Source organism: Pseudomonas sp. nanlin1, from assembly GCF_045571515.1.
GTDB lineage: Bacteria > Pseudomonadota > Gammaproteobacteria > Pseudomonadales > Pseudomonadaceae > Aquipseudomonas.
In genome coordinates this window covers 4,979,784-5,000,661 of the sequence record NZ_CP124218.1, presented here as the reverse complement: position 1 = coordinate 5,000,661, position 20,878 = coordinate 4,979,784, and the positions used below count along the sequence as shown (strand labels likewise).

Below are 20,878 nucleotides of genomic sequence, written 5' to 3'. Positions count from 1 at the left end.
AGATCGGTGCGAACGACGTGCCGCTTGGCTCGCACCGTTTCTCAAAGGGCTATTGGCCCATCATTTTGCGCAAGCGCCTCAAGGCATCCATGGCCCCCCGCCACATCGCCTGAGGTTGCCACAGCGACTGGGCCGCTTCAGGGTTCCAGCTGGTTTGGGACGTATGGTTTTGCAGGCAAATGTATTGCTTGCCGTTATAGGTTACGCCGTTGTTTGCGACATAGTTTGTGCCTGTGACCCACTGCGGAAACTCCGGCTCGGGATCTGGCCCTGGCCCGGTGTCTTCGCCCAGGGTTTTGATGCGCAATTCGGCACTGGCGGCCGACGCTTGCCCTTGCTCGTCCCACGCCTGGACGGTATAGCCGTACTCGCTATCGGCGCTCAGGCCGCTGTCGACAAAGCTCGCAGTGGTGGGGCGCCCCACTTCAGTGCCATTACGCCGCACCAAGTAATAAGCAATGGGGTGCGAGCCGCTCGAGTTACGCCAGCCTAGTGTCAGGCCGGTCTGGCTTACGCCCGTGGCATTCAGGCCGGCAGGCGTTGAGGGGGGGCGCTCACCGCCACCCTGCTCGTCATGGATCAACGGGCCATAGCGGTTAATGAATTCCCAGCCGTAAGGCGTGGTGCTGTTTTTCGGTGTGCCGTTGTCCCAATTGGCCGACCACGTCATCAACCCCTTGATGGGTAAGTCGGCGGCTTTCAGGCGAGCAAAAGCGTTGTACACGGCAGTGGGGTCGATTACATAGCCCGTGGCCGCAGCGTCATTATTGGTCGGTAAACCAATGGCGAATTTATGCGCGGGGATGTAAACCGCAGTGCCGGCCGTTTTCGGATTTTTACGCTTACGTGAGTCCAGCCCCAACGCCAGGTTATCGCTGACCAGGGCTTTGGTCAGGTAAAACAGAAAGTCCTCTTTATACTCATCGTCGTTTTGCGCCACCCATCGGCCTTTGCCGTCATCCGCCTCGGGAACCCAGATGCCATCGCCCCCCTGGTTGTAGTACTGGGGGGCAATCAGGTCGTAGTAGCCGTCCAGGTTACGGATGTAATCGATGTATTTACCGCCATTCATCAGGTACGGAAATTCCGGCGCCATGCTGATGAAAAAGTGCTGACCGCGGCTTTCGTAGTAGTGCCGAACCAGCTTGAGCGCTTCGGGGATCACGGTCTTGTTAGCCCCGGCATCGATGGCCGCTTGCTCCAGGTCGATGTCCAGGCCGTCGAAGCCATACACTTCCACCAAACGCGCAATTTCCTTGGCGAGCGCTGGCCCATCATCGGGACCCAGTTCGATGTGAGCGTCCGCGCCGCCCAGGGAAATGAGCACGGCGCGGCCCTGGCTGTTAAGTACGCCGACCTGGCGGCGAAACTCGGCGTCGCTGTAGCCATCGGGCTGGAAGGTAGGAATACCCGCGCCCTTCATAAAGGCCACGGCCACCACGTTGTATTGCTCGGGGACCTCTTCCAGTGGCATCGAATAGAAGGTCCCACCTTGGTAACCATCACCGTGGCCGCCGCCCGGCCCAGGTCGCCAGTTGTGCCAGAAGCCCATGAGGATCTGTTTTTGCGAAAGGTCCGGCATGGTACTGGCGGCGTCGTCAATATGCTTCTTGATGGAGGTGAAGTCGGGTCTGGACATGCTCTGATTCCTCGAGAAGTCAAGCTTGGGGTAGGCCTCAGGACGCTTTGCGGGCAACGATGTTCACGTCGCTGCAGTTGTAGAAGCCTTCGCCCACCGCGTCTTCACGCTGCCAGCGGATATACACCACGCGTTTACCTGTGTGGTTTTTGAAGTCCACGTCCATCTCGTAGTAGTTGCCTTTGGGTTTAATATCGCCGAGGCTTTCCAGCAGCTCCAGGTCATCCCATTTGAGCGCGCGCTGGCTGGCGTCGTAACCGGGTTTGGACAGGTAAATGCGCCAGAAGCTGGGGTTATGCACGGCCATGATGTGAAACTTGAAATGCACTTTGCCATCGGCGTTAGGCGTTACCTCCTGGGCGGTCCAGTTGGCGGGGATGTCGAAACCGGATTTGTCGTTCCACAGGCCTTTGCGCGGGTCCCAGTTCTGGCCGTGTTGGCCCGCCGAGCACAGGTGGCCATCGGGGATCTGCTCTTTAACTTTTGCCTCCTCGTTGTATTGTGGAACATTGACGGAGAATTCTGGCCACTGCTCCAGTGGGTACACGGCGTGTGCGGCCTTGTTGGCCTGCTCGTCGGTGACGCTACTGTCTCCGGCGTGCGCGCCGAGCTGCTCTCTGTAGGCCTTGATGGCCGCCTCGTGTTGGGCTAGGTCCGGGGCAGCAGGTCGGTCCTTCGCGAAGGCGGCTTGGTAGGCGGCTCTACAGCCTGGGTCGGAGATCCCGCTACCGTCGATTGGCCAGTAGTAACCTCCAGTCTTGTTGCAGTGGTATTGGCGGGCGATGGGAAACTCCAGCGCGCCGTGGCGGGAGTCACCTGCGGCCACCGGGGTCGCCGGATCTGGCTTGGCAGCAGTGGCCGCAGTAGCGGCGCCGGCCACGTGGGCCAGGGCAATCGCGGAGATCAGTTTGAGGGCTATGTGCATGGCTATTTCTCCTGAAAGGGCCAGCCGTGCACTAAGTCTTAGCCGCGGCCAGCGTGCTCGATATGAGCCCTCTCAGGCTAAGCGCCTGGCGATAAGGAACAAGCTGACAAAACTGCCAGGCATAGCCCTGCGCGATAGGCATGGGCTAAACGCTATACAGTGCCGGGCGGCGGTCCGCCAGGTAACTGAACGCGCCACGTGCACGTTGCACGGCTTCGCGGTCGAGGGTGCCGACGATTAGCGCTTCCTCCTGGCCCGCCTCGGCGATCCGCACGCCATCCGGGCCGACGACGTTGCTCAGGCCGCAATAGTGCACATCGACCTCTTGGCCGCAGTAGTTGGCGTACACCACATAGCACTGGTTTTCGAAGGCGCGGCTGCGCACGGTCACATCGGCGACGAACTCGTAGGGGAGCATATTGGCGGTCGGTACGAGGATCAGTTCGGCCCCGGCGAGGGCCAGTTGCCGAGCGTTTTCAGCAAACTCCAGGTCGTAGCAGATCAGCAGGCCGACGCGCCACCCATTGAATTCAAATACCGGGCAGGGCTGGTCCGAGGCACTGAACATCGAGCGGTCCAGTTCGCCGAATAAGTGCGTTTTGCGGTAATTGCACAGGCGCCGGCCTGTGGCGTCGATCAACTGCACGGCGTTATAGAGTTGGCCATCGGCGGCTCGTTCTGGGTAGCCATAGAGAATGGCCACACCCGTGTCCTGGGCGATCCGCGCCACCTGCTCGGCGAAGGCGCCGTCTGCCGCTTCGGCAAGGCGGCTGACCAAGCCAATACCAATGTTGTAGCCACTGAGGAACATCTCTGGGCAGACCAGCAACTCGGCATGCCACCGTGCAGCCTCCGCCGCCCGCACCTGCAAACGTTGCAGGTTGCCGGCCGTATCGGAAGGTTGCGAAGGGCATTGGTACAGGGCGATGCGCATGGGAGGAGTCCTTTTCAGTCCGCCAGGGCGATGGGGCCGATCTCATCGAACACATCGCCTGGTCCGGGGTTTTGCGGGTGGGTATGGCCGCCAAAGTGGTTCATGATGCCCCATACCGCATTGAGGGAGGTCTGTACGGCCCCCTCGACCCAGGCCGGTGTCCATGAGACATCGTCGCCGGCGATAAAAATCCCCCGCTGCTCGGGCGGTAGATTTTGCTGCATAAAGTGCGCGTACATCCGCTGGTTGTAGCGATAGTGCCCGGGCAGCGCGCCTTTGAAGGCGCCTAGGAAATGCGGGTCGGCTTCCCATGAGATGGTAATGGGGTCGCCGATGATGTGCCCGGCGATGTCGACCTTAGGGTAGATTTTCTTCAGGGCGTCCAAGGCTAGCTTGACGCGTTTTTCCACCGGGTGCGGAAGCATTTTCAGGGCGTCGCTCATCCAGGAGTAGGACAGGCAGATCACCCCTGGCTGGTTATCGCCGTTGTCGAACAGGTAGGTGCCGCGGGTGAGACGGTCGGTGAGGGTCATGCTCATGAGGTCGCGGCCGGTTTCTGGGTCTTGGTCTTTCCAAAACGGGCGGTCGACCATAACGAAGGTTTTGGACGCTTGCATGTAGCGGGTACGGTCCAGGGCCATCCACATTTTCTGTGAGAACAGGCTTTCTTCGCATTCGATCTGGGTGGTCAGCAGCCAACTTTGGCAGGTGGTTAGCACCGCCGCGTAGTGGCGGGTATCCCCCCAGTTATCGGTGACCGCCAGGCGCCCGTCGGCCGCCCGGGCGATGGATTTCACCCCCGAGCGCGCGGCACCGCCGTGCAGGGAACTCAGGCTGGTGCCGGCAGGCCAGTGGGCACAGCGCTCCGGTACGTGGCGCCAGATGCCCAGCGGCACTTGCTCGACGCCGCCGACCACCAAATGTTGATGGTCATCGCAGTTGGTCATGACCACGCGGAAGATTTCCAGCATCGAGTTGGGGAAGTCCGAGTCCCAACCACCGGTGCCGAAACCCACTTGGCCGAACACTTCACGGTGTTGGAACGTCAGGCTGGCGAAGGCCTTCGAGGTGGCCACGAAATCGTAGAAAGTGCGGTCGTCCCACAGCGGTACCAGGGTGTTCCACAGCTCCTTGAGGCGTGGCACGTCCCGCTCGCGAATCGCTTGCTGGATGTCGCTGAAACGCGAGCCTTCTTCCAATGCATCGGCCCAGGCATCGGCGACTTCCTGGAACAGTTTGGGCAAGTCGGCGAGGGTCCTGGCGTAGTAGGTTTCACCTTCCAGGTCGACCACGGTGCTGCCTGAGGCGGCCGTCAGCGGGTTTGGGAACGGCCGCGTTTGCAGGCCCAGTTTGTCGACATAGTGGTAGAACGCCGTGGACGAGACCGGAAAGCGCATGCCGCCCAATTCGGCGATCACCCCCTCAGTGCCGTCGAACGTCTGCGAACGCAGCCGGCCGCCCATCTTCGAGGCTTCATACACCACCGGCTTGAGGCCCAGCTTCATCAACTCGTAGGCCGCCACCAGCCCGGCGATACCCGCGCCAACGATCGCCACTTCGGCTCCGTGGTGCTCCTGCGGTATGCAGCCTAGGCCGGCCGGGTGCTCGATCCAGTCATCGAAGGCGAAGGGGAAGTCCGGGCCAAAGATGGTGATGGGCTTTTTGCCGTCGGCGGGGTGGCGAGTTGAATGGGTCATGACGTACCTAGCGGTCGGGAGCACTGAAGCAAGACCTCAGTATAGAAAAGACTGCCCGGTATTCTAGGGAAGCTAACGTGCGCAATTAAGACGCAAAGTGTCGTCTTAACGTAGCGTCTTGCTACAAAGTGACGATGGTTTTGCGCGAAACGTATTACAGAGGATGCCCACGATCGATTTTGCTGCTCAGGATGATCGACGTCGTGGTCTTGGCCACGCCGTCCAGGCTGCCGATCTGGTCCAGCAATTGGTCCAGCTGTTCCGGCGAATCGGTGCGCAGCCACGCCACGTAGTCGAACTCGCCACTCACTGCACAGAGCTGTTGCACCTGAGCCATGGCGCTCATGCGCCGCAACACTTCCTTGCCCGCCCGAGGTTGCACGGTGATGCCTACGTAGGCCTGTAAGCCACCGTCCGCGACCCGCTGCCCCAGCCTTACCCCATAACCGGTGATGGCTCCGGTCTTTTCCAGCCGTGCCAGGCGGGAGGTGACCGTTGTCCGGGCAATGCCCAACTGCCGCGCAAGCACGGCCACGCTTTCGCGGGCGTTGATTTGCAGGGCTGCGATGAGCTGGCGGTCGAGGTTGTCGAGGGGGGTGGGCATAAGTGTGAGTTCCCGCCTATCTGAGAGCGATTGCAGAAGTAGTGGAGTCAAAGTACGAAGCACATTCTACGTTGCGAGGCTCAGCAAGGAGATTACCTTTTCTATCCGCCAATGACGGATATACTAACGGATGATTTTTGTTGAGTCCCCTGTTTTCACGGAAGATCTCGCTGACCACATGACGGACAAGCGCTATCGAGAATTGCAGCTTTTTTTGGCCGTGAATCCAGATGCTGGTGATGTTATCCAAGGTACCAACGGCTTGCGGAAAATTCGTTGGCCCGCCGGCGGCAAGGGCAATAGAGGGGGAGCCAGAGTCATTTACTATTATGTCTGCTCGGCTTCCCAAATTCGTTTAATTCTGATCTATCGAAAAGGGGTCAAGGATGACCTGTCGAGCGATGAGAGGAAGATACTGTGTGACATCAACCGGGGTTGGAACTGATGGACAGAAAGCTATTTGACCGTCTTGTGGAAAGTATGAAGCAGATGGACGAAATCGGCCGAGGAGAGCGGCTACCTTCTCGCGAATTCCGGGTGGATGCTTTAAAGGTAAAAATGATCCGTAAAGCGACTGGGCTTTCGCAGGCCCGTTTCGCTAAGGCGATTAACGTGCCAGTAGGCACCCTGCAGAATTGGGAACAAGGCCGCCGCGAGCCTGAAGGCGCGGCTCGCGCTCTGTTGCAGGCCATTCACAATGATCCGGGACATGTGCTGGCTGCACTTAGCCATTGACTGCGAGCCAATTGTAAAGTGAATGCTTCATGAGCCGATTAGCGCATTTATTCGGCTTACTGGCCAGATTCTGCCCCTCAGCAGCCCTACGCCCGGCCGTCTACGCCTCCCATAATTTTGCTCCCCTGCCCAGCAAACTTTGGCTAGACTCAACCCTTAGCTGAAACGATTAACCGGCTAGGCTGAACCCCATAATTCCAATAAGGACCGCCCCCATGAAATCCCTTCCTCTGCTCATCGGCCTCAGTGCCTTGGCCGCCACGTCTCACGCATTTGCCTGGGACTATGTGTTGCTCGACACCGACAAAGCGGCACAAAACCAGCAAATCACCAGCGCCCAGTTGGGTGTGAAAACCGCCAAACCGTTTTCCGTGACCCTGCGTACCCTGCACGGCGGGCGTCAGGAAGGGGTCAGCATTATTGATATCGACAACGGTACGATGAAGCTCTCGGTCGTGCCCACCCGTGGCATGAACGTATTACACGCCTCGGTGGGCGACGTGCGCATGGGCTGGGATTCGCCGGTCAAAGACGTGGTCAATCCGGCGTTTATCGAGCTCAACGGGCGAGGCGGGCTGGGCTGGCTGGAGGGTTTCAACGAGCTGGTCACCCGCTGCGGGTACGAGTGGGTCGGCCACCCTGGCATGGATAACGGCGAGTTACTGACCCTGCACGGTCGCGCGGCAAATATCCCGGCCAGCAAGGTGACCCTGACCATCGACGAAAAACCGCCCTATGCGATTCGTCTGAAGGGCGAGCTGAAGGAACAGGCTTTCAAGAAGGTCGACTTCTCCGTGCAAACCGAACTGGTCACCGAGCCGGGCAGCGTACGCTTTACCCTCAACGATACCTTGACCAACAACGGCGACTATCCGAAGGAATACCAGGCGCTGTACCACAGCAATTTCAGCACGCCATTCCTGGAGCAGGGGGCCCGTTTTGCCGCTCCGGTGAAACAGGTCTCACCGTTCAATGAGAAGGCCAAGGGCGACTTGGCCGACTGGCAAACCTACCGTGGCCCGACCAAGGACTACGATGAAACGGTCTATAACGTCGTGCCCTATGGCGATGCCAAAGGCGACACTGTCACCGTGCTGCACAACAAAGCCGGTAGCCTCGGTGTTGCCGTCGGTTTCAATACCCAGCAGTTGCCGGTGTTCTCGCTGTGGAAAAACACCGACACCCAAGGCCAGGGCTACGTAACAGGCCTGGAGCCGGGCACCAGTTTTTCCTACAACCGTCGCTACCAACGGCCGCTGAACCTGGTGCCTACCATTGGCCCGAAAGAGCAGCGCCAATTCGAGATCAGCTACAGCTTGCTGGCTGACAAAGGCGCCGTCGACAAGGCACTGGGTGAGGTGAAAACCATCCAGGCAGGCCGCGCTACCGAAGTACGTGGCGAGCCTCTGGTTGACCTGACCAAGGAATAGCCCTAAGCCACCTCTCCATCAAATAGCTGCAACCGGCGCACCACCGTGCCCGGTTGCAAAATCGCCCCCGGTGCCAGCACCGCATTAGCCCCCACCCGCGCGCCATCGCCAATCAAAGCACCGAACTTGTCGCAGCCGGTCGCCAATAACTGGCCGCCTATTCTCACCTTGACCTGTTTGTCTTCACGTTCGTTACGGTAGTTACACACGATACTACCGGCTTCCAGATTGACCCCGCTGCCCAGCACCGAGTCGCCTACGAAGTTGAAGTGGGCGAGCTTGCTGCCGTCCATGACAAAAGACGTTTTCAATTCTGCCCCCGGCCCGATGATGCAGTGTTCGCCCAACCAACAGCCGCCGCGCAGGTAAGCACCGGTGGCGATAAAGCTATGGGGGCCAATCACTAGCGGGCCTTTCAATACGGCGCCCGGCTCTAGGGTGGCCGTGCGGTGCACCGCGATCTCCCCGTCGATTAAGTAATCGCTGCTGGAAAGCCGCGAAAGCAGGGTTCGCACGTATTCGGGAGCGCCGCAGGTCAGTTGCCAAGGCAGAAGGGTGGCCCATTCGGCCAGCGCTGATTGGCGCACCGTGCGTATGTAGTCGGCGAGTTGCAGTTGCATAGGTGATTTCCTTTTCTGATTCTTATTGGGCGTGGGCAGAGCGCGATAGGCCGTCAGCCCTGACCGAAAGCCGGGGAATTATCGCGCTCGTTCACCTCAAAGGTCACTCCACGGCTGCGGATTCGTCCTGGTCTTCCCCTAGGAAACCACCACTCTGGTGCCGCCATAACCGTGCATAGGTGCCGTTGTGCGCCAACAACTGAGCATGGGTGCCTTGTTCGACGATCTGCCCATTATCCATAACGATCAGCCGGTCCATGGCGGCAATGGTAGACAGCCGATGGGCGATGGCGATCACCGTCTTGCCTTGCATCATTTCGTCCAGGCTTTCTTGAATAGCCACTTCCACTTCGGAATCCAGCGCACTGGTGGCTTCATCCAACAGCAGGATCGGCGCGTTCTTAAGCATCACCCGCGCGATCGCGATGCGCTGGCGCTGGCCGCCGGACAGTTTGATGCCGCGCTCACCCACCAGCGTGTCGTAGCCCGTGTGGCCTTGGCGGTCGCTTAACTGGCGGATAAAACCATCCGCCTGAGCATCGATCGCGGCCCGGTAGACGTCCGCATCCGTGGCGTCAGGGCGGCCGTAAGCGATGTTTTCACGGATGGTGCGGTGCAGCAGTGAGGTGTCTTGGGTGACCATACCGATCGCACTGCGCAAACTGTCCTGGGACACGTGGGCAATGTTCTGCCCATCGATACGAATTTCCCCGCTGTCGACGTCGTAAAATCGTAGCAGCAGGTTGATCAACGTCGACTTGCCCGCCCCCGAGCGGCCCACCAAGCCGATTTTCTCGCCGGCGCGTATGCTCAGGTTCAGGCCATCGAGCACCTGGCGTTCACCGTTGTAGTTAAAACTCACATTGGCGAAATCCACGGCTCCGCCTTTGCTTTCAAGCACTCCAGCACCCGGTGCATCCTTCACCTTAGGGCCTTGGGTAAGCGTTGACATGCCGTCCTGCACAGTGCCGATGTTCTCGAACAGCGAGGTCATCTGCCACATAATCCAGTGCGACATCCCATTGATGCGCAAAGCCATTGCCGTGATCGCCGCCACCGCGCCCGTGCCCACTTCGCCCTGATGCCATAGCCACAGCGCGTAGCCACCGGCACCCAGAATCAGCAGCACCACCAGCGCCTGATTGACGATCTCGAACTGGCTGACCAGGCGCATCTGACGGAACCCGGTGTTCTTGAAATCCTCCATCGCCCCGCGTGCGAAATGCGCTTCACGTTTTGTGTAGGAAAACAGCTTCACGGTGGTGATATTGGTGTAGGCGTCCGAAATCCGCCCCGTCATGGAGGAACGCGCGTGGGCCTGTTCCTGCCCGACCTTACCCAGGCGCGGCACAAAGTAGCGCATGGCAAGCCCAAACAGCACCACCCAGACAATAAAGGGCAGCATCAACCGCAGGTCAAAACCGCCTGCCAGCGCAATAATCGCAATGAAATACACGCCAATGCCGGGCGCAATCTCGATCACCGTGAACAACACCTCGCGCACCGCCAGCGCGGTCTGCATCACCTTGGTCGTCACCCGCCCGGAAAATTCGTCAGAAAAGAACGACAGACTTTGCCTCAGCATCAACCGATGAAAATCCCAGCGCAGCCGTAGCGGCAGGTTAATCGCCAGCACCTGGTGCTGCACCATCGTACGCAGTGCCACCAGCCCAATACTGGTCACCAGCACAACGCCAATACCCCACAACACACTCGCCTCCGGCGCCCCTACCTTGCCATCGGCCTGCCAGGTCGACAGCAGATCGACCACTTGGCCTAAAAACGAAAACAGCCAGGCCTCATAAATCGACACACAGGCGCTGAGCACCGCCAGCGCCAGCACATAGCCCCGCGCACCGCGGGTGCAAGCCCAGATAAACCGGGCCAGGCCTTCGGGAGGTGGTGGTGCTTCGTCGGGAGGGAAGGGGTCGAGCAGGCGTTCGAAAGAACGGAGCATAAAGGTCTCCGGGGGGTAGGGTAAGTTTTTGGACAGCAGTGTATCTGACTGAAGGAGGTGGCCAAACCGTTGGACCGTGCATGGAGGCATTTGGTGTCGAGCGGTTTCGTGCGGTGGAGGTGATTGGAGAGCTAACGCACCTCACAACCGGCTTGTTTTAACCGCTCGGCTGAACGATCAGCTTTATTTATTTTAAAGTTCGGTATACGTTACACGGAAGTCATTTTGTTACGTATATAGAACATGGGTCATTCCCTAATTACTGTTCGCCTTGGCGCGCAAATCCGCCAGCGACGTCTAAACCGAGGGCTCACCCAAGCCAGCCTCGCAGCACTGGCAGCCGTCACCCGCCAGAAGATTATCGCTATTGAGAAAGGTGATCAGTCAGTCAGCATGTTGGCTTATGCGCGAGTGCTCGGTGCCTTGGACTGTGAGTTCACAGTGGTGCCCGCCACTATGCCCACACTGGAAGAAATTCAGGGAGTGTTCGATTGATGACGACCGGCTAGCGGATCGGCTGACTCAAAGCTCGGCTTTGGTAGGAGTCGGGGGCTGTTCTGATTAGGTTATGGTGTATTGATGCTCAACTGGACTGTTTGCGTTGGTTTATGAACAGTCGGATATAGGTTACATAGGCGCTTCCATGTTAGTTATGCTGAACATCAGAGGGTTCCTTATTACAACGTCTGCTGGCTGCGCGTCCTACCGCTTCGGACTGATAGCCCCCGGCCGTGGATGACCGCTTTCGACCCAGGCTGTGTGAAAACGGGCTGGATGCAGTTAACTAAACGCTATGCAAACAGGTTCCATTTCTACCAACGCATTTTCACAAGCACCTACGAGATCTCGCACGCAGTAAAGTTTCCATCCCTTACCCGATCCCCACTTGGCAGCGACCGTTTCAAGCGAAAACTCCTCCTCCTGCGTTGCCTGAGCCCAATCATCGTGCCCGATCTCAGCGATTAGTTGCGCGTGGTAGACCCGTAAAAATGGAAGCAAGCTTTTCGCTTGTTCTACATCTATGAGGACAAAGTCTGCTGTATCGAGTTGCTGTTTAACATTCTCGACTAGTTCGTGAGCCTGCAATGGGAGTGCTTCTAACACTGCCTCCAAGGCTGATCCCGATTTGTCGGCACTTTGGAACGTACCGCAAATGATGTTCCCTCCTGCCATATCCTTTTCCCTGTCGTGACTTCGAAGCCTAGATTAGGCACCTCGCGATCAAGTGTCTATCGTCAACTTTTCGCTGATTTATGCCCGTCGTGAGCGATCAATCGGTCCCAGGCTTGGTGAAAAAATTCCCAGATCGTCTAACCTTCTGATCGTCGAGATCGTATCGGGGGCGATCATGAAGCGATTCATTGAGGGTGAGACTCGGACGCAGGTGACGCTGCTGCCAGAGTGCCTGGACGATTACGTAACCGAAGAAAATTCAGTCCGAGTGGTCGACGTTTTCGTCGATGAACTCGACCTGGGCGCACTTGGTTTTGAGGGCGCCAATCCTGCCGCAACGGGTCGTCCAGCCTATCACCCAGCGGTCTTGCTGAAGATCTATATCTACGGCTACCTCAATCGGATTCAGTCCAGCCGCAGGCTTGAGCGTGAGGCCGATCGCAACGTCGAGTTGATGTGGCTATCGGGGCGTTTGGCTCCGGACTTCAAAACCATTGCCGACTTTCGCAAAGACAACGGCAAAGCCATTCGCAGCGTATGCCGCCAATTCGTAGTTCTTTGTCGCAACCTCAATCTCTTCTCCCAATCAATCATCGCCATCGACGGCAGCAAATTCAAAGCCGTCAATAATCGCGACCGCAACTTCACTCAGGGCAAGGTGAAGGCTCGCATGCAGCAGATCGAGCAGAGCATTGATCGATATTTGGCGGCGATGGATTCGGCGGATCGGGCAACACCCGAAGTGGCCGAGGCCAAAGCAGAACGGCTTAAAGAAAAGATAGAAACACTGAAAAAGCAGATGCAGAAACTCAAGGACATCGAGGCGCAGCTCCACGACAGTCCAGACCAGCAGATCTCCCTCACAGACCCAGATGCACGCTCAATGGCCACGAGCGGTCGAGGCACCGGAACGGTTGGCTACAACGTACAAACAGCTGTCGACGACAAGCATCATTTGATCATTGCCCATGAGGTGACCAACGTTGGTAATGATCGTGGGCAACTGAGCAATATGGCGAACTTGGCGCGTGAACAAATTGAGGCTGAAACGCTAACGGTGGTGGCCGACCGAGGCTACTACAAAGGTCTGGAAATCCTTGCCTGCGAGCAGGCGGGCATCACCACCTTTGTACCAAAACCTCTGACATCAGGCAGCAAAGCCGAAGGCCGATTTGGTAAGCAGGACTTCATCTACGTTGCTGCATCGGACGCGTATCGATGCCCTGCGGGACAGTTGCTGACCCGGCGGCATTCGTCGATAAAAGACGGCATGTTGTTGCACTGTTACTACTTCTCGGGCTGCCAGTCCTGCGCAATGCAAAAGCAATGTACGACGGGTAAGGAACGCCGTGTGAAGCGCTGGGAACATGAGGCTGTAGTCGACGCGATGCAGGTTCGACTAGAACATGATCCAGGGATGATGAAGGTTCGTCGACAGACCGTTGAACACCCTTTTGGAACGCTCAAGTACTGGATGGGAAGTACCCACTTCCTGACCAAAACCCTGCCGAGGGTGAGCACTGAGATGAGTCTTCATGTGCTCGCCTATAACCTCAAACGAATGATGAGCATCTTCGGTATCGCAGGACTGCTGGAGGCGATCAGGGCTTGAATCGAGTCGCTTGGCTCGCCCGTTAGTAGCCGTTTGGGGCGCTGACGCTGCCCAAACGGAATTACAAACGCCTATGTAGATGGCTAGGGCAATTCGCGCTTCCGCCCGCTTACTCCACAGCCAATCCTCGCGACTTTCAGCTTTCGACGTGTTCAGTGCGTTTTCACACAGCCTGGATCCAAAGCCGCCGTTCATAAGGGACAGAACCCGGCAAGAAGCTGCCGCTCACGCCAGATCGATTTTGACCTGGCTCGGAAACTTGCTAATCAAAAGAGTATAAATGCTGCATTTGGTAATGGATTTAGCGGTTACCCAGCCGGTCAATAAGATTGAAGTGAGGGAGCATGGAGACGGTACCGACATCCGAAAAGTTGGTCGAGCTATTCACGCGCGGAGAATTGGCTAGCCACATGGCACGCCAGTTCGGATTGGTTGGCAGATCGGGCACTAGCGTTATAGAAGAGCGTTGCATCGCTTTGCACAACGCAAGAACGATCGATTTGTTAGCTCTTGTTGAAGACGATGCCTTGCAAAGGCTCGATGGCACTGATTTTTTCTTGGCTTCGCACTTTTTCTGCCAGCTCCTGCCCGAGTTGCAGGCGGAGCCCGGGCGGATGATGGCTTGTGTCGGCGCACTCGTAACGCGTGGAGGGAATGACGGTGCCGCCAACCAGCCCAATGACGCGTTTAAGAAATGGTGTGCGAACGTCCCTCAGCGTGCTAGCGAGGTCATTGCCGCAGCGCATCAAGGTGATGATCTTTCGAGTCAACATCTTTCTTTCGCTCTAACGGCGATTAGCGATTTGGCTGAGGCGCGCCGTATTGCGGTCGGATATGAAGATATTCGTCGTCAGGCAGCCATTGCTGCCTTAGGGCGTATTGAACACCCAAATTCAGAGTCACGTTCTGAGACATTTTCAGTTTTCAAGGCACTGCTAGAGGTAGGTATTGACGACTCCGTTAGGGCGAGCGTGTTGCACGCGACCATGGAAATCTTGGCGCGCTGTCCCGACATCTCGCCTTTAGATGAAAACGCACTTATAAATCAGTTGGTGATGAATCCCGGTAAATTCACCATACACCAGTGTGCACGTGCGCTTTGGGCGTGCCGGGAGGCGCTCACTCCGGATATTGTCGCTTGCTTACTAGGGGCATTGGATCATCTGGAGTCAGCCAACAAGGGGACCGTAGAAGAGCTAGATATGGGCCTCCAGGTGCTTATGGAGCACGGGCATCCCGAGGCTGCATTATCTTTTGTAACAAGGCTGCTCTCACGGACAGATGATGATCTAGAACTCGAAACCTTGGATAGTTTCACTAGGACATTGCTGGCCGGTTCTTCTGATGTTCTCGGTCGAGTAGTGGTTCGGTGGCTAAAGCTTGGCGCCCCCCGCCTCTGTGGTGGTCTCGCTAAGGCCATACAGGGGCAAGGACTAGACGGTGCTCCCCTAAGTTTTAGGGCTGAAGACCTAGCTATTTCTCCCAACGAACAATTGTTCATCTGTCGAAAGGCTGTTGGCTGGTTCTTTTTCAAACCGACAACGGCTTGCTCCGTCTTGGTCTCGGTGCTACGGGTCTGCAATATGGATACGTCCCGAGAAGTGCGGAAGCTGCTGGTCGATCCGTTGCTCCAAAACTATGGTGGAGTAAGGGATTTTCTTGGTAGCCTTGCACCCGAGGACCCTGCGAGCAAGGCCGTGGCCTGGGCTCTCGCTCAGTACGATTCTTATCTCGAAGCGCTACGATCCATTCCATGTATAGTCGAGCTTCAACCATCGGAGCACCATCGCCGCATTGAGCGACTGCGCGTTTCTGACCAGATGCGAGATGCTCATAAAAAGGCAGAAAGCGAGTCTGTTTTCTTGAGCCTGGTGACTCGCTCTGTGTTGCTTTATGGCAATCGTTCAATAACCTTTGTAGACGATGGCCAAGACAATCTTCGCCCCATGGAAATCGATCTCCACTCTCATGGAATTTCCTTCGAGATGCCACGAATGGAGGTCATTGATCCTGTGGGTATTGAATACATCCTCCGAGTTTTCCGCCATGAGAGGATGGAAGAATGAAGCTACTGATTCGTGATTATTTGAGATCATTAAGGGAGCGAGATGAGCTGGATGCAATCCTCCCCGACCTGTTGAGTGAGCTTGGCTTCCATGTCTATTCGCGCCCTCAAAGAGGCACCAGCCAGCTTGGAGTTGACATTGCGGCCGTCGGGAAAGACGACGACGGAGAGAAGAAGCTTTTTCTGTTTTCCGTCAAGCAGGGCGACCTTACGCGCCAAGACTGGGACGGAACTCCGCAAGCTCTACGATCATCGTTGGATGAAATTCTAGACGCATACATCCCTCACAGAATACCGGCCAGATACAACGTGCTAAAGATTGTCATCTGCCTGGCATTTGGAGGAGATGTGAATGAGCAAGTACGAGAGAAGCTAACGGGCTTCATCGCGAGGAACACCACTGCAAGAGTCACTTTTGATGAATGGAATGGCGACAAGATAGCCGAAATGATTCTGAAAGGACTACTGAGGGAGGAAATTCTTCCAAAGCAGTTGCGCAGTAGCTTCCAGAAAGCCGTTGCTATGATCGATGAGCCCGATGTCTCTTATGAGCATTTTAGTCGACTTGCAGGGGATTTATTTCAAGCTGGCACCGTATCGGGAAAAGCCCGCGTACGTACTGCCCGGCAGTTAAACATCTGTTTGTGGATTCTGTTTGTTTGGGCGCGCGGTGCGAGCAACATCGAATCAACTTATCGTGCGAGTGAGCTGGCGCTGCTCACAGCTTGGGAGTTACTACGACCTAACCTCGGCAGCAACGGCCGGGAAATAAAGGCACTTAGTGTTGTTGTTCGGCAGATGGTCGAACTTCATATCATCATCTCTATGGAGTTCATCGAATCGCGGGTGTTGCCTTACGCGAAAATACGCCATGGGATATCGATGGCTACAGGCTCCCGCAGCTCGCTTGATGTAAACCTTGCTCTGTTTGAGGTGCTAGGCCGCATTGGACTGGCAGGCCTATGGCTCCACTGGCTCGGGGAGCTGAGTGACGAGGCCCACCAAGAGCAAATCAGAAGCGATGTCGTACAGCTCACACAAACGGGCTTGGAGCTAATTCGAAACAACCCAGTCTTGTTCCTGCCGATAGCAGATAGGCAAGGAACCAGCATTGCCCTTTTCCTCCAGCTTTGGCTGATTAGTAAGGTTGATGCGACAGGCATAACTTCTTGGCTCGAAGAAATGGCTTATCGCCTCACCTTCACTATTCACTCAAGAGGTCGTTACACCACTTCCCTTACAGATTACCGCGATCTCGCCGAACATCCGCGCGATAGATCTGACGAGTATTTCAAGGAGGCTACGGCGGGAAGCACAATTGTTCCGATGCTTGCTGCTTGGTTGCATGCACTTGGTGCGACTGAAGCGGTCGAGGCGCTGAGCCGTCTTGCTCAGAAGGAGTTGAAGCACTGCACCTTGCAGCTCTGGCTACCGGACGCATCGTCGGAAGATAATTTTTATCTAGGTAATAGCCCTCATGGGCAGGCCCTTTGTGGGCTGCCGCTAATCAGAGGTGGACGCCAACTCATTGCTACCATAGCAGAGGCATGCACTACGGATTCGAGTTTGCAGAATCTGTCGCCTATCAAGTCTGGTTTTTGGCCAGTGGTCATGGTCGCCTGCCATCTTCATCAGTTACCAATTCCTCCGGGGTTTTGGATCGGTTCTTTAACGGAGCCGAAGCCGGAGCATGCAGCTGATTAGCGTCGCCCCTTGGCGACATCAATCTTAAAGCGAGGCGCTGGAGTTCACACCATTGCATTGATGGCTAACCATATGGCGTAATCATTGGATTTTTTAAGGTTTCAGACAAGGATTGTAATGGCCCGCGAACATCACTCCCAAATTCAGGCCTCTGCCGAGCCCGCATTGATCCCTCCGGATGGGGCCTGCCAGCTGCACATGACGAATGTCATGATCTCGTATTTCGAAATTGCGTAGCCTGACGGGTATATGTAATTTTTCCTCACCACTAGTTACGGCGGAAACCTGCTCATACGGATACCCGTTTGACGTCTATCAAGATGTTATACGAGTATTAAAGTTTTAATAATCACCTGCAATTAGATATATTCGAGGACTATGGGTAATTCATGGCGCAGAAAAAAATATTAACCATTGGGCTTTCGCTGGCTGACGATAGTTCTGAGTTCTGTGAATTTGAATCTGATATCTCTCTCTTAGATTGGGATATAATCCTATTTAAGCCGGATATTCATAAGTATATCTGTCGAGCCGAAAGTGCTTTTGAAGGTAAACCGTGCCTTTCGGACGACCAATCATTCAAGCTAAAAAACCAGTCCGAACATTGGCGACGGGAGATAAAGGCGGCTGTTGAACATGGCAAACTGGTGGTCGTGTTTCTGAGTGAGCTTACCCCGCTTAGCATAGCTACGGGGCAGAAGCAGTTCTCTGGAACGGGCCGAAACCAAAAAGTTACGAGGATCGTAACTGATTACAATAATTATCAGTCGATTCCTTTAGATCTCAAGCCAGTTGCTTCTAGAGGCAGAGAAATCAAGCTGGCAGAGAGAGGTTCTGAAATCATTACTTCTTACTGGCATGAGTTTTCAGGTTATTCCTCGTACAATGTCATTGTCGAAAGCGTACCATCGCCAATCCTGCTAACCAAGCACGGTAACAAAGCGGTAGGAAGCGTCAGTCGGTCAAAAAGCTCGAGCGGAGTACTACTATGCCTCCCGGATATTGATTTTTATTCCGACTCGTTCTTTATTGATGACGATGGTGGAGAAAATGAGGGCGACTGGACTTCAGAAGCCAAGCAGTTTGCATCAAGGATGATCAAAGCGGTTGTGTCGATGGAGAAGTCCCTTAGGGCCTTTTCCGACTTAACGCCAGAACCAGATTGGGCAAAAAAATCCAGATATAAATTAAACGATGAAGTATTGGCAGCTGAAAGACTGGTGCTTATAGAAAAAAACCTTCAGCGAATACAAGCGGAGAAAGACGCCGTGATGGATCAAGCAAGTGACTTAGGACGCCTAAGGAACCTCCTGTTTGAAAAAGGTAAGCCTCTAGAGCTAGCTATCCTGGACGCTTTGAAAACAATTGGGTTCAATGTCACGCAATTTGATAACGGCGAGTCTGAGTTTGATGCCGTTTTTGAGTCGAAGGAAGGTAGGCTTATTGGAGAGGCTGAAGGTAAGGATAATAAGGCTATAAATATAGATAAACTTCGTCAGCTGGCACTGAACATTCATGAGGATTTCGAGCGAGATGAAGTGAATGAGCCGGCCAAGCCGGTACTATTTGGAAATCCTTACAGATTACAGTCTGTTGAGGAAAGGCCAGAGCCTTTCACTAATAAGTGTATCTCAGCCGCTGCAACAAGCTCTACCGCGCTCGTATTTACGCCTGATCTTTTTCTGGTCGCTAAGTACCTAAAAGATAAATGCGATGAAGTTTATGCGGCTGAATGCAGAAAAGCACTTTTGACCACTATCGGTAAGGTACGCTTTCCTGAGTTCCCGCAGGTGCCGACACTGCCCGCTAGTGAGGTCGAGCTACCTAGCAGTGACGAAGCGTAGTCAGGTCCTGTTGCTCTGTTAGTCTTTGGAGTGCAAGAAAAGCAGAGCCAATCGGCATTATGTGGATGGCGGCATTAGTTTGCACGGCTAGGCACGAACGAGGGCGATAGCTATCCTGTCTTCACCGTTCATGTTCTAGCAGTTGATGATTTGGAACGTCGATTGCTGGAAGCCGCTTCTGGCCGATAGCTGTCTGGCGCGAAGAGCGGCTATGAGCGTCACGAAATTTCGATAGTCCATCTAGGGCCCGACGTTGTCCGTGAGATTGAGGTCAACCGGCGCAGCCTTACTAGAGGCATGCTATCTGTACAGGCAGTTTGACTTAAGCCAATCGACTAGACATAAGGCTTCTCGGCAGAGGTCGTCTAACACAATTCCTTCGCAAACTCTACTCAGGCGCATAAAAATTCGTAATGAAAAATTTTATGCGCCTGTCATCAACAAGCTAAATTCGCCCATATGATCGCTGATGGCCGAATCTGCATGGTGAGTTATAGCCGTGAACGTTTACACGTCTAAGGCTCGCGAGTAATGCTCCGCCGTTCCAAGCTCGCCCGGATAGCGTCGCTCAGGACTTTTGTATGCTCCGTTATCAGTCGCCTAAGTGCCTCGATCCGCTCGACGATGATTGGCCTGTAGGTACCTTCATTCAAGCGCCGAGCAATCGGATTGAGATTTCGACCCAGTGCGAGCAAACCTTAATTGGACCCCCAAGGCATCAATTTTCACATGCTGAAATGCGGCTAGTGGTCTAGTCCAAGGCGGATCGCATCTACGATCCCGAGGCGCATTGGGCAACCATTGATGTTGACCCGCTCTCTCATCGCCGCCTTCGTCTTGATGTCAGTGTTTTTGACATCTCTCACTGGCGGTAAGAATAAGGATGCGGGTAATTATCCTGGCGCGACAGCCGACGTTTCATCCAGAATGAATAGCTGAGCATTCCACGGTGAAAGTAAGGAGGACCAATCTAGTGGAAAAAATGCAAAGCCACCAGTACCGGGTGCTGTTGCCGGGGGGTAACTGATAAGGGAACGCAATTATGGGCCCGAGCAAATGGCATCGATGAGGCCAACAAAATTTTATAATATGAGCTCTCCCAAAGTATCAGATAAAGGTAACGGCGCACCCGTTGAAAACCTAGAGGACTGTAGGCGCGTTATGGTTGGTCCGAAAAGTACTGATGGTAGACCAATCATTGAGATACAAAGGCCGGACGGTAAGCGTGCTTCCGATAAGATACGCTACAACTGAGAGATTTTTTCCATGAGCATAGAGATATTACATCCGTGGACCGCCCTGGGTATTCCCGCTTTAGGTCGAGTAGAGTTCGAGCGAATTACTTATGATGCCGGCATGGAAATTCACTTGAAAGAAGAGGCGGGGGAGCGTAGGCGCTTTTACTTGAAGTTTTCCGATCTTCCCACAGCTTTCCGAATCACCAATGAGAGTATGAGGCTTGCTACTATGCCGATACTCACGAACGAAGTAAGGGCGACATCATTTTTTCTAGTAGAGAATTCCAAATTTTTAAAGTGGCTTAATAGTGAGTCGTTTGATATCTATAAAGATGACCCGATTTGGCATTTGGCAATTTTAACTGACGAATGGATTGACATTATTTGCAATGACGACCCTAAAGTGATTTTCAAGGTATAGCACTGAGAATGCGTGGGCACCGGCGAAACTCAGTATTGCAAAAATATGCTGGTTCGGCATTAGGCTTATCGAGACCGGCGGTGACGGCCCTCTACACCTGTCCGATTGTGCGAGCGGACGTTGCTCTTCAGGTTTGCTTTGGAGCTTGAGCCAGGCGTAGAGGCAAAGTCAGCGATAGGCTACTTTTTCTATCACTAGCGTGGCCGCTTCGCTCTTGAATGCTTCGGGCTAACGCTGACGTCCCATGGCATCTCCTTTCGGGCCTGAATACGAGGCTTCC

General features: G+C 55.1%; 17 protein-coding genes. 9 read left to right on the top strand and 8 right to left on the bottom strand.

Annotated elements, in window-relative coordinates; genetic code table 11:
- Positions 1–49 precede the first annotated feature (49 nt).
- The 5 genes from QCL65_RS23200 to QCL65_RS23180 form a co-directional block, all read right to left on the bottom strand.
- A complete protein-coding gene (locus QCL65_RS23200; RefSeq protein ID WP_407313018.1) occupies positions 50–1,639 on the bottom strand; it encodes a carbohydrate-binding protein in 1,590 nt (529 codons plus the stop codon).
- A 37-nt stretch (positions 1,640–1,676) separates the two neighbouring features.
- Positions 1,677–2,564, bottom strand: coding sequence for a lytic polysaccharide monooxygenase (locus QCL65_RS23195; RefSeq protein WP_407313016.1), 888 nt, complete (start codon positions 2,562–2,564; stop codon positions 1,677–1,679).
- 145 nt (positions 2,565–2,709) lie between these two features.
- Complete coding sequence (locus QCL65_RS23190) at positions 2,710–3,498, bottom strand: carbon-nitrogen hydrolase family protein (protein ID WP_407313013.1); 789 nt, start codon at positions 3,496–3,498, stop codon at positions 2,710–2,712.
- A gap of 14 nt (positions 3,499–3,512) precedes the next feature.
- On the bottom strand, positions 3,513–5,195 hold the full coding sequence (locus tag QCL65_RS23185; protein WP_407313011.1) for a flavin monoamine oxidase family protein: 1,683 nt from the start codon (positions 5,193–5,195) through the stop codon (positions 3,513–3,515).
- Between the two features lie 154 nt (positions 5,196–5,349).
- The gene (locus QCL65_RS23180) at positions 5,350–5,799 is read right to left on the bottom strand and encodes an Lrp/AsnC family transcriptional regulator (RefSeq protein ID WP_407313009.1); all 450 of its coding nucleotides are present in this window, start codon (positions 5,797–5,799) and stop codon (positions 5,350–5,352) included.
- A 130-nt stretch (positions 5,800–5,929) separates the two neighbouring features.
- Here QCL65_RS23180 and QCL65_RS23175 point away from each other — a divergent pair, with 130 nt between their 5' ends.
- The 3 genes from QCL65_RS23175 (at position 5,930) to QCL65_RS23165 (ending at position 7,964) form a co-directional block, all read left to right on the top strand.
- On the top strand, positions 5,930–6,244 hold the full coding sequence (locus QCL65_RS23175) for a hypothetical protein (RefSeq protein WP_407313007.1): 315 nt from the start codon (positions 5,930–5,932) through the stop codon (positions 6,242–6,244).
- Entirely contained in the window at positions 6,244–6,534 is a 291-nt protein-coding gene (locus tag QCL65_RS23170) for a helix-turn-helix domain-containing protein (RefSeq protein ID WP_407313005.1), read from the top strand. Before QCL65_RS23175 ends, QCL65_RS23170 begins: the two co-directional genes overlap by 1 nt.
- A 215-nt stretch (positions 6,535–6,749) precedes the next feature.
- Positions 6,750–7,964 carry an aldose 1-epimerase family protein gene (locus QCL65_RS23165; protein ID WP_407313003.1) on the top strand — a complete coding sequence of 405 codons (1,215 nt, stop codon included), beginning with the start codon at positions 6,750–6,752 and terminating at the stop codon, positions 7,962–7,964.
- 2 nt (positions 7,965–7,966) lie between these two features.
- Here QCL65_RS23165 and QCL65_RS23160 read toward each other — a convergent pair whose 3' ends face one another.
- A complete protein-coding gene (locus QCL65_RS23160; protein ID WP_407313001.1) occupies positions 7,967–8,584 on the bottom strand; it encodes an LpxA family transferase in 618 nt (205 codons plus the stop codon).
- A gap of 103 nt (positions 8,585–8,687) precedes the next feature.
- Positions 8,688–10,541 carry an ABC transporter ATP-binding protein gene (locus QCL65_RS23155; protein WP_407312999.1) on the bottom strand — a complete coding sequence of 618 codons (1,854 nt, stop codon included), beginning with the start codon at positions 10,539–10,541 and terminating at the stop codon, positions 8,688–8,690.
- A 243-nt stretch (positions 10,542–10,784) separates the two neighbouring features.
- On the opposite strand from QCL65_RS23155, the gene QCL65_RS23150 reads away from it, so the two are divergent.
- Entirely contained in the window at positions 10,785–11,036 is a 252-nt protein-coding gene (locus QCL65_RS23150) for a helix-turn-helix transcriptional regulator (protein ID WP_407312997.1), read from the top strand.
- A 285-nt stretch (positions 11,037–11,321) separates the two neighbouring features.
- Here QCL65_RS23150 and QCL65_RS23145 read toward each other — a convergent pair whose 3' ends face one another.
- Complete coding sequence (locus QCL65_RS23145; protein ID WP_407312995.1) at positions 11,322–11,714, bottom strand: hypothetical protein; 393 nt, start codon at positions 11,712–11,714, stop codon at positions 11,322–11,324.
- A gap of 175 nt (positions 11,715–11,889) precedes the next feature.
- Between QCL65_RS23145 and QCL65_RS23140 the strand changes: the two genes are divergently transcribed.
- The 5 genes from QCL65_RS23140 (at position 11,890) to QCL65_RS23120 (ending at position 20,598) form a co-directional block, all read left to right on the top strand.
- On the top strand, positions 11,890–13,326 hold the full coding sequence (locus QCL65_RS23140; protein WP_407316991.1) for an IS1182 family transposase: 1,437 nt from the start codon (positions 11,890–11,892) through the stop codon (positions 13,324–13,326).
- A 344-nt stretch (positions 13,327–13,670) separates the two neighbouring features.
- Entirely contained in the window at positions 13,671–15,392 is a 1,722-nt protein-coding gene (locus tag QCL65_RS23135; RefSeq protein ID WP_407312993.1) for a hypothetical protein, read from the top strand.
- A complete protein-coding gene (locus QCL65_RS23130) occupies positions 15,389–17,095 on the top strand; it encodes a chemotaxis protein (RefSeq protein WP_407312991.1) in 1,707 nt (568 codons plus the stop codon). The genes QCL65_RS23135 and QCL65_RS23130 overlap by 4 nt, the downstream gene beginning before the upstream one ends.
- Before the next feature lie 389 nt (positions 17,096–17,484).
- Entirely contained in the window at positions 17,485–18,939 is a 1,455-nt protein-coding gene (locus tag QCL65_RS23125) for a hypothetical protein (RefSeq protein WP_407312989.1), read from the top strand.
- A 1,266-nt stretch (positions 18,940–20,205) separates the two neighbouring features.
- Entirely contained in the window at positions 20,206–20,598 is a 393-nt protein-coding gene (locus QCL65_RS23120) for a hypothetical protein (protein WP_407312987.1), read from the top strand.
- Positions 20,599–20,878: the final 280 nt, after the last annotated feature.